Source organism: Sphingopyxis sp., from assembly GCF_035250425.1.
Taxonomy (GTDB): domain Bacteria; phylum Pseudomonadota; class Alphaproteobacteria; order Sphingomonadales; family Sphingomonadaceae; genus Sphingopyxis.
This window is the reverse complement of sequence record NZ_DATFFD010000065.1, coordinates 1-3,371: the sequence shown is the minus strand read 5'-3', so window position 1 is coordinate 3,371 and position 3,371 is coordinate 1. Positions and strand designations below refer to the sequence as shown.

4 protein-coding genes are annotated in these 3,371 nt (G+C 63.2%); all 4 read left to right on the top strand.

Annotated features, from left to right (window positions below; translation table 11 throughout):
• Positions 1–241: DUF5938 domain-containing protein (locus VJ811_RS04015; RefSeq protein WP_324070988.1), on the top strand; the 241-nt coding region annotated here is incomplete at its 5' end.
• Positions 242–267: 26 nt separating this feature from the next.
• Positions 268–1,107, top strand: a complete 840-nt coding sequence (locus tag VJ811_RS04010; RefSeq protein ID WP_324070987.1) for an enoyl-CoA hydratase/isomerase family protein — start codon at positions 268–270, stop codon at positions 1,105–1,107.
• Positions 1,108–1,119: 12 nt separating this feature from the next.
• Positions 1,120–2,676 (top strand): AMP-binding protein, encoded by a 1,557-nt coding sequence (locus tag VJ811_RS04005; RefSeq protein ID WP_324070986.1) that lies wholly within the window; start codon positions 1,120–1,122, stop codon positions 2,674–2,676.
• Positions 2,677–2,720: 44 nt separating this feature from the next.
• Positions 2,721–3,371: TonB-dependent receptor (locus tag VJ811_RS04000; protein ID WP_324070985.1), on the top strand; the 651-nt coding region annotated here is incomplete at its 3' end.

Sequence of the window (3,371 nt, the reverse complement as noted above, 5' to 3'; positions counted from 1 at the left end):
TCGCTCCATCGACGTCTGCGTCGGAACCGGAAACAATGTGATGGTCAAGAGCACGCTGATCGCGACCGGCGGCTACTTTACCACCGGCTTGCTGCAGGCTTACGCGGCACGCCGCCTGATGTCGGAGACGCCGCGCCGCGTCGGCTTCGCGTCGCCCAGCGAAGTCTTCGGCCACAAGGACCTTCTCGGCGCGCTGCAAAGCTATGGCTATGCGGCCATCAAGGTCGAAACCCTCGTCTGATCCGCCAGGTGACAGGAGACTTTTTCATGAACTTCCAGACTTTGGCGTTGAACGAGACCGATGGTGTCCTGCGCGTGACGCTCGGAAACCCGCCCATTAACCTGATGAGCGCGAAGATGGTCGAGGAACTGTTCCAGCTCACGGGATATCTCGTGAACAACCGCGACATCCGCGTGGTGGTGATCGACAGCGCCAACCCCGACTTCTTCGTCGCCCACTTCGACCTCGATGATTTCCTGGCAAGTGCGAGCGATCCAGGCAAGGCCAGTCGCTACCCCGACGTCAACGCGCTGCAGGCCCTGGGCCTTGCCTGGCAAAACCTGCCGCAAGTCAAGATCGCGAAGATTGACGGCCGCTGCCGTGGGGGCGGATTCGAGTTCATCCTTGCGCTCGACATGCGCTTCGCCAGCCGCAGATCGCTCTTCTGCTTTCCCGAAGCAAGCGCGAGCTTCCTCGCCTCGGGTGGCGGGACGACGCGCACCGCTCTGGCGGCGGGACCGGGCCGTGCGCTTGAAGTGCTGCTCAGCGCGCGCGACTTCACCGCCGAGGAAGCGGAGCGATACGGGCTGATCAACCGCGCGCTCGACGACGACGCTCTCGATGCCTATGTCGACGATCTCGTCGCGCGCGTCGTCCAGCGCTCTCCCACGATTGTGGCGATGCATCGTGCGGTACTGAACCAGGCCTATGCTGCCGTGGTCGAGCCGATGTTCGCGGCGATGGCGGCGGAAAATGATGGCCTGCGCACGGCGATCGCCGAGGGCGACATGCTGGCCGCCGTCGCAACTCACCTCGAAATGGGACAGGTGCCGGAGATCGAACTCGACCTGCCGGACACGATGTCCCGGATTTCTGCGAAGAATTGAGGGGCGCGGGCAATGGCACTTATTGACTATTTCGACCGTGGCTGCCTGGTGAACCGGGACGGCATCGCCTTCGCGATGGGCGGGCAGGAATGGCGCTTCGGCGAAGCGCAGGCGCTAACCTGCCGTGTCGCCAACGGCCTGCTCGCGCGCGGGCTGGGGCGGGGACGCCATGGTGCGGTGCTTGCGGGGAACGACCCTGCCGCCTGGATCTGCGTGCTGGGAATGTGGCGCGCGGGCGTCGTGTGGGTCCCGCTCAATCCCCGCAGTTCGGCCGCGGAATCGGGGGACTTGCTGAACGGCTTCGATGTCGAGACGCTGTTCTTCCAGTCCGCCTTCGCGCCGGTCGCGCGCGAGCTTGCGGCGAACTGTCCCGGTCTCGTCAACCTGGTGTGCCTGGATGCCGAATGCGGTGGCGCGATCTCGCTCGACGCGTTCCTTGCTGACGTCGACGCCACTCCGCCCGCCTTCGTCTCGGCGCCCGACGATGTCATCGCGATCATGCCGACCGGTGGGACAACCGGGCGCCCCAAGGGCGTCATGCAGACCAACCGCAACCTCAGCCTCTCCGTGCTCAACGGGGTCATCAACTCGTCCTATGCCGTCGATGAGCGGATCGTGAACCTGGCCGCCGCGCCGATGACGCACTCGGCAGGGTTCCTCTCGATTTCGGCCACGGCCCGTGGCGGCAAGGTGGTGATCCTGCCCAAGCCCGATCCGATGCTGCTGCTCGATACCATCGAGCGCGAGCGGGTGACGGAACTGTTTCTTCCGCCGACGGTGATCTACAGCCTGCTCGAGACGCCCGGCATCGAGCAGCGCGACTTCTCCTCGCTTCGCTACCTCATGTACGGCGCTGCGCCGATGTCGCTGGAAAAGCTGCGGCGCGCGATCGAACTGTTCGGACCGGTCCTGTTCCAGGGCTATGGCCAGACCGAGGCGCCGGGATCTATCGCCTTCCTGCGACCCGGCGACCATTTCGTCGATGGCGTGATCGCGCCGGACAGCCGCCTCTCCGCATGCGGGACCCCCGCGATCACGAACGGCATCTCCATCCAGGACGAGGCCGGGGCGCATTTGCCCCAAGGGGAAAGCGGCGAAATCTGCATCAGCGGCGATATCGTGATGAAGGGATATTACAAGCAGCCCGACAAGACCGCCGAGGCCATTGTCGACGGGTGGCTCCACACCGGCGACATCGGCCATATCGATGAAGAGGGCTTCCTGCACATCACCGACCGCAAGAAGGACATGATCATCACCGGGGGCTTCAACGTCTACCCGAGCGAAGTGGAGCAGGTCATCTGGTCGCATCCGTCCGTTCTCGATTGCGCGGTGGTCGGCGTGCCGGATGAAAAGTGGGGCGAGGCCGTCAAGGCGGTGATCGAGCTCAAGCCGGAGGCACAGCTCGAACCGGCGGACATCATCCATCTGTGCAAGCAGCGCCTCGGCTCGGTCAAGGCGCCCAAGAGCGTCGATTTCGTGAAGACCTTGCCGCGTAGTCCGGTCGGGAAGGTGCTCAAGAAAGATATTCGGGAAATGTACTGGAAAGACGTTCAGAGAAAGATCTGATTTCAAACATCGAAAAGACGTAGTGAATATAGGGAGAGATTGTTATGAAGGCGCCATCAAGAGCAGCATTGTTGATTTCCACTTCACTGTTCTGTGTCACGGCAATGCCGGCAATCGCGCAGGAAGCGCAAACCGAACCCCAGGTCGGCGAAATCATCGTTACCGCGCAGAAGCGGGCGGAGAACCTTCAGGATGTTCCGATCGCCGTCTCGGCCTTTTCGTCGGACTCCTTGCAGGAGCGGGGACTCAACGGCGGAGCCGACCTCCAGATCGCCGTTCCGAACGTAAGCTTCGGGACCACCGGCTTCGGGCGCTACAATTTCCAGATTCGTGGCATCGGCGCGCAGATCCAGGGCCTGTCGGCCGATACCGGCGTTGGTATCCACGAAAACAACATCCCGCTCACGGTCAATCGCCTCGCCGCCGCCGAGTTTTACGATATCGAGCGGATCGAGGTGCTGCGCGGCCCGCAGGGCACGCTGTACGGTCGCAACGCGACCGGGGGCGTGGTCAACACCATCACGGCCACACCCAAGCATGAATTCGCCGGTGAAATCTCGGCCGAATATGGCCGTTACGATCGCAAGAAGCTCAGCGGATTCATCAACGTGCCGATTGGCGACACGCTGGCGGTTCGCGCAGCGGGAACCTGGATCAAGCGTGACGGCAACATCCTGAACGTCGGCACCGGGCAC